Raw genomic sequence first — 4,472 nt, forward strand, 5'->3', positions numbered from 1 at the left:
TATTATAGGCACTCACATATTCTACTACAGTACCAGCTTCCTCCGCTTTGTACTCGGTAAAACACATGAGTTGCCCCCATCCGGCGTCACTAATCGACTTGGCGAGACGATGGTTCTTCACCATGTTGGTGATGGTAAGCTGCTCATACACAATCAGGTCATACATATCGACCAGCTGTCGACTGAGCTTGTGATGAAAGTCCTTCCGCTGGTTGCGGATCTTCCGGTGTAGCTTTGCCACCTTCCTGTTCTGCTTATGGCGGTTATGTGAGCCCTTAACCTTCCTATCTTTCCTTCGCTGCGTTTTGGCTAGTTGCTTCTCCGAGTATCTCAACCAGCGGGGGTTATCTATGGTGTCTCCGTTATTTAACGTCAGTAAACTCTTCAGCCCCACATCTACCCCTATTGCCTTCTTTATGGCTCTCTGCTGAGAGTCAAGAGCGGGGTCAGGCAGTGCTACTACAAAACAGGCATACCAGTGGTCTACATCCCGTTTGATGGTACGGGTCTTGATCACGCCTTCAGACGGGATAGGACGGTGGAGTTTAATGTTGATACCTCCAATTTTCGAGCGGCGGAGTGTCTTCTTCTTGTGGTGGTAATCGAGGGCGAATCCACTTTGTGGGTAGGTAAAGGAGTCATACCGGTATTTGCCTTTGAATCGTGGATAGCCTGCGTTTTCCCCCTTCTTGATGCGCCGAAAAAAGTTGGTAAAGGTCTTATCCAGTCGTCTCAGCACGTCCTGAAGTACCTGAGAATGAACCGCCTTCAAAAACTGGTTGGTCTTTTTAGCGTCTTTCAGTTGGTTAGCTTGCTCACCATAGGTAACTGATTTTTTATGAGTCGCCCATACTTTTTTCCGCTCGGCAAGACCGTTGTTGTACAACAGACGACAGGTAGTCAGCCATTGCGTTAACGTGGTCGCCTGTTGTGTGGTCGGGTACAGACGATATTGGTAAGTTCGTTTCATCACACCTATCCCTGTTATCCCCCTACTATTCATTTTATGGGGTGTAGTAGACGCAAAAACCTATTTAAAGATTGGGGACACTACGGTGAAAGTGAAACCGCAATTCATCCCCCCAATAAGTTGAGGGGTCTTCTTGCGATAGAGATAAACTTAAAAAATATACTAACCTTCTCTATGCTGCCCCGTTTACAATTTCAATTACTAAGCTAAATGACGCTTAAAATAGGTTTAGATAAGTTAGACATTCAAATCATCCAATTAATTGGAGGAGAAGTAATGATTGAAGGAAAACTCCTTCGGGAACGTAAAAAGAAGAAATTAAAAAAACCTAAGTTCCGAAGGCAGGAAAGTTGGCGCTATAAACGAGTTAAGAAATCTTGGAGGAGACCAAGTGGAATTGACTCAAGAATGCGTCAAAAAAAGAAAGGACTTCCAAAATCTGTGAATGTAGGTTACAAAGGACCAAGAGAAACTCGAAATCTTCATCCTTTAGGATACAGGGAAGTTCTTGTTCACAATCTAAAGGAAGTAGGTATGATTAATCCTGATGAGGAAATTGTAAGAATAGCCCATACAGTTGGTGCAAGAAAAAGATCACAAATTATAGATAACGCAGAAACCCTAGGTATAACTATAATAAACCCACAAGTACCTTTAGAACTTGCTGAACTTTCAGAAACGGAAAGATTCGAAGATATAGAATTAGAAGATTTCGAATTAGAAGATTTTGAGGAAGAAATCTAGAATTAGAAACACTATTCCTCAAGATCAGAATTGAAGAGGTTATCTGTAGTACTTACAATATTTCCAAATTATGAACCGTGAAAAACCTAGTTCACGGATGTGCTGAAAATGGATCTGAAAAATCAAAAAGAACTTGCAGCGGACATACTTAAAGTAGGTATTTCAAGAGTCTGGATCAACCCCACACGCCTTGAAGAAGTTTCAATGGCAATCCGTCGTGAAGATATAAGAAGATTGATTCACGATGGCTTTATTAAAAAGAAGCCAGAGCAAGGTGTAAGTCATGGTCGAGCTAAAAAGAAGCATAAACAAAAGAAACTCGGTCGCAAACGTGGGTACGGAAGTCGTGCGGGTAGAAAAACTGCAAGATTGCCTAGAAAACGTAAATGGATCCAAAAGATTCGACCAATCAGGCGACATCTCAAAAAGCTGCGTGCTCGGAGGATGATCACATCTTCAACGTATCGCTTGTTGTATCGAAAAGCAAAAGGCAACAGTTTTCGCAGCAAAGCACATCTGGACACATGGATAGAAGATCATGATTTATATCGGCGGTGAATTAAATGAGAGGGCATGGCCCTAGATACAGAGTCGTTTTCAGAAGACGAAGAGAAGGAAAAACAAATTATCTTCTTCGAAGAAAATTATTACTTTCTAATCGGCTTCGTTTCGTAATTAGAAGGTCTAATCGTTATATTACAGTTCAAATTCTTAAGCCCCATCTGGATGGGGATCATGTTATTGTTTCCGCTCATTCTAAAGAATTGCAGGAAAAATTTGACTGGAAAGGTAATTGTGGAAATATACCTGCAACATATCTTACAGGATTACTGGCAGGTTTTCGCGCAACAAAAGCGGGATTAGAAAATGCTGTTTTAGATATTGGGATTGTTGCCCCAATTAAAGGTGCTAAAATCTTTGCAGCACTGAAAGGTGCATTAGACGCTGGACTTTCAATACCACATAGTGAAGATGTCTTACCAGATGAATCGCGTATACGAGGAGAAGACATAGCAAACTACGCAAAGCTACTATCGGAGGCTGAGGAAGATGAAGACAAAAAACAGACTCAGGTTTTCACATTAGTAGCAAAAAGAGGATTACAACCCCAAAATCTTCCAGAACATTTTGATGAAATTAAGAATAAAATAGTAAATTCTTTTGACAAGGAGGCTAATTAGATATGTCCAGACGTAGACGTAGAAAACCTAGAAGACAGGAAAAAGATCCTACCGAAGGCTGGATACCTAGAACACGAGTAGGGCGATGGGTGCAGGAAGGAAGAATAACATCAGTTGATGAGTTATTTAAACTGAGTTTACCCATCAAAGAGTCTCAAATAATCGATACTCTACTTCCTAATCTACAAGAGGAAGTTCTTGATATTAATCTCGTTCAAAAACAAACAGATGCTGGTGAAAAAAGTCGATTCAAAGCAACAGTTGTTGTTGGCAATAAAGATGGATATGTTGGAATAGGCACTGCGAAAGCTAAAGAAATTGGTCCTGCCATACGAAAGGCTATCCTTGTAGCAAAACTTAATATCATCCCAATAAGGCGTTCATGTGGGAGTTGGGAATGTGCATGTGGATTAGGTCATACTATTCCCTTTAAAGTAATGGGAAAGGCTGGAAGTGTTCAAGTTAATTTGTTTCCAGCACCCAAAGGTACAGGATTGGCAATTGGTGAAGTTGGAAAAACTATGTTGCGATTGGGAGGCATAGAAGATGTTTGGTGCAAAGCACGAGGTAATACTCGCACGACAGTCAATTATGCATATGCAGTTTATGATGCTTTACGAGAAACCAACAAGATTATGACTCCACAAGATTGGGCTTGAGGCTGATGTAAGTGGAAGAAAGAAAACGATTAGCAGTTATCCGGATGAGAGGCAGGGTAAATGTAAGAAAAACCACAGAGGACACACTACAAATGCTTAAACTGTTTCGTAGGTTTAACTGCGTTATCATCGATGACCGCTCTTCATATCAAGGTATGTTGCAAAAAATTAAAGACTGGGTAACATGGGGCGAAATAGATTCAGACACAGTTGAACTTCTGTTAACAAAGAGAGGCGAAATGGCTGAAACCAAAAAGAAGATCACAGATGACCTTATTAAAAGAAAAACGTCTTTTTCATCTGTTTCTGAATTTGCACAGTCTGTTTGTGGTTTTAAAGCCGAATTTTCGGATTTACCTTCATTAAAAAAAGTGTTTCGTTTACACCCTCCGAGAAAAGGACTTAAGGGCATTAAAGCGTCCTTCACAGAAGGAGGAGATCTTGGATATAGAGGGTTGGCGATCATCGAGCTGATCCAGAAGATGATATAATTCTAATAGGAAGAACTAAAATTGATTCGAAAAAGGCGAAAAACAAGAAAATACCGAGGATCACGCGTCCATGGATTTGGAAGGGTTGGTCAGCATAGAAAAGCAGGAATGCGCGGCGGCAAGGGCTGGGCAGGTAAAAATAAACATCTTAAGTCAGGTTTAACTGAAGCTGAAAGAGCAACAATAGGTTCTTTTGGTTTCAAGAGACCGGTTAAATTGAGAAAGCCTGACAAATCCATCAATATTAGTAAATTAGAAGAATTAATTGAGACTCTTCCAGAAGATACGGAAGGTGTTCAGTTTAGTGATCAATCGGTAGAAATTGATGTGACACTATTCGGATATAACAAGATTCTGGGTGGGGGCAAAATCACTAGAATAATGAATGTAAAGGCTTATAGTTTTTCAGAAAAAGCAATAGAAAAAA

Annotated in this window: 7 protein-coding genes; 6 read left to right on the forward strand and 1 reads right to left on the reverse strand. The window is 40.6% G+C overall.

What is annotated here, in order from left to right; genetic code table 11:
* A partial coding sequence (locus QVB70_RS03030; protein ID WP_287583248.1) for an RNA-guided endonuclease TnpB family protein occupies positions 1 to 970 on the reverse strand: 970 nt, incomplete at its 3' end.
* A 276-nt stretch (positions 971 to 1,246) separates the two neighbouring features.
* Between QVB70_RS03030 and QVB70_RS03035 the strand changes: the two genes are divergently transcribed.
* The 6 genes from QVB70_RS03035 to QVB70_RS03060 form a co-directional block, all read left to right on the forward strand.
* Entirely contained in the window at positions 1,247 to 1,714 is a 468-nt protein-coding gene (locus QVB70_RS03035) for a 50S ribosomal protein L32e (RefSeq protein ID WP_287583250.1), read from the forward strand.
* Positions 1,715 to 1,822: 108 nt separating this feature from the next.
* Positions 1,823 to 2,272: a 50S ribosomal protein L19e gene (locus tag QVB70_RS03040; RefSeq protein ID WP_287583252.1), complete on the forward strand. Its 450-nt coding sequence runs from the start codon at positions 1,823 to 1,825 to the stop codon at positions 2,270 to 2,272.
* 5 nt (positions 2,273 to 2,277) lie between these two features.
* Positions 2,278 to 2,895, forward strand: coding sequence for a 50S ribosomal protein L18 (locus QVB70_RS03045; protein WP_287583254.1), 618 nt, complete (start codon positions 2,278 to 2,280; stop codon positions 2,893 to 2,895).
* Positions 2,896 to 2,897: 2 nt separating this feature from the next.
* On the forward strand, positions 2,898 to 3,554 hold the full coding sequence (gene rpsE / locus QVB70_RS03050) for a 30S ribosomal protein S5 (RefSeq protein ID WP_287583256.1): 657 nt from the start codon (positions 2,898 to 2,900) through the stop codon (positions 3,552 to 3,554).
* Between the two features lie 11 nt (positions 3,555 to 3,565).
* Positions 3,566 to 4,045: a 50S ribosomal protein L30 gene (locus QVB70_RS03055; protein ID WP_287583258.1), complete on the forward strand. Its 480-nt coding sequence runs from the start codon at positions 3,566 to 3,568 to the stop codon at positions 4,043 to 4,045.
* Between the two features lie 21 nt (positions 4,046 to 4,066).
* Positions 4,067 to 4,472 (forward strand): uL15 family ribosomal protein (locus QVB70_RS03060; protein ID WP_287583260.1); only part of this gene is annotated, 406 nt, incomplete at its 3' end.

It is taken from the genome of Candidatus Borrarchaeum sp. (assembly GCF_019058535.1).
GTDB lineage: Archaea > Asgardarchaeota > Sifarchaeia > Borrarchaeales > Borrarchaeaceae > Borrarchaeum > Borrarchaeum weybense.

What these genes read in the sequence shown, in the direction of transcription:
- rpsE (WP_287583256.1), top strand. Translation starts at nt 2,898, where the DNA reads ATGTCCAGACGTAGACGTAGAAAACCTAGAAGACAGGAAAAAGATCCT.
- QVB70_RS03035 (WP_287583250.1), top strand. Translation starts at nt 1,247, where the DNA reads ATGATTGAAGGAAAACTCCTTCGGGAACGTAAAAAGAAGAAATTAAAA.
- QVB70_RS03045 (WP_287583254.1), top strand. Translation starts at nt 2,278, where the DNA reads ATGAGAGGGCATGGCCCTAGATACAGAGTCGTTTTCAGAAGACGAAGA.
- QVB70_RS03040 (WP_287583252.1), top strand. Translation starts at nt 1,823, where the DNA reads ATGGATCTGAAAAATCAAAAAGAACTTGCAGCGGACATACTTAAAGTA.